Annotated in this window: 1 pseudogene; it reads right to left on the bottom strand. The window is 35.6% G+C overall.

Going from position 1 to position 388, the window contains the following annotated elements:
- Positions 1-371 (bottom strand): annotated as a pseudogene (locus tag EAD96_RS27985) (L-arabinose isomerase); the annotation flags it as partial.
- Positions 372-388: the final 17 nt, after the last annotated feature.

The following is a 388-nucleotide window of genomic DNA, read 5'->3' as shown; positions in this document are numbered from 1 at the left end:
ATGCCATAATAGCTTACAGACCAACCAAATTTTATTTGAGATTCTACTTTATCGCCATCTGTTACGGCAACATTTCTCATGTTATCTCCAAAACGAGCAACTTTAATGTTTGGGCCCTCAACAAATGCAGCAGCAGCACCCATCCAAGTTCCTAATTTCTTGATTACATCATTATCTTTCCAATATCCTACAATAACTTTTCTTGGAACATTCATTCGTGTACAAATATATCCATATTCTCTGTCTCCATGAGCAGATTGGTTTAAATTCATGAAGTCCATATCCATAGTGTCCCATGGTATGTTTTGATTGAATTGTGTATGAAGGTGAAGTAATGGCTTTCTTAATTCAGACAAACCAATAATCCACATTTTTGCTGGTGAAAATG

This window comes from Micromonospora sp. BL1 (assembly GCF_003667485.1).
Taxonomy (GTDB): domain Bacteria; phylum Actinomycetota; class Actinomycetes; order Mycobacteriales; family Micromonosporaceae; genus Micromonospora; species Micromonospora tulbaghiae.
The sequence above is the reverse complement of the archived record's forward strand: the minus strand, read 5'-3'. Positions and strand labels throughout refer to the sequence as shown.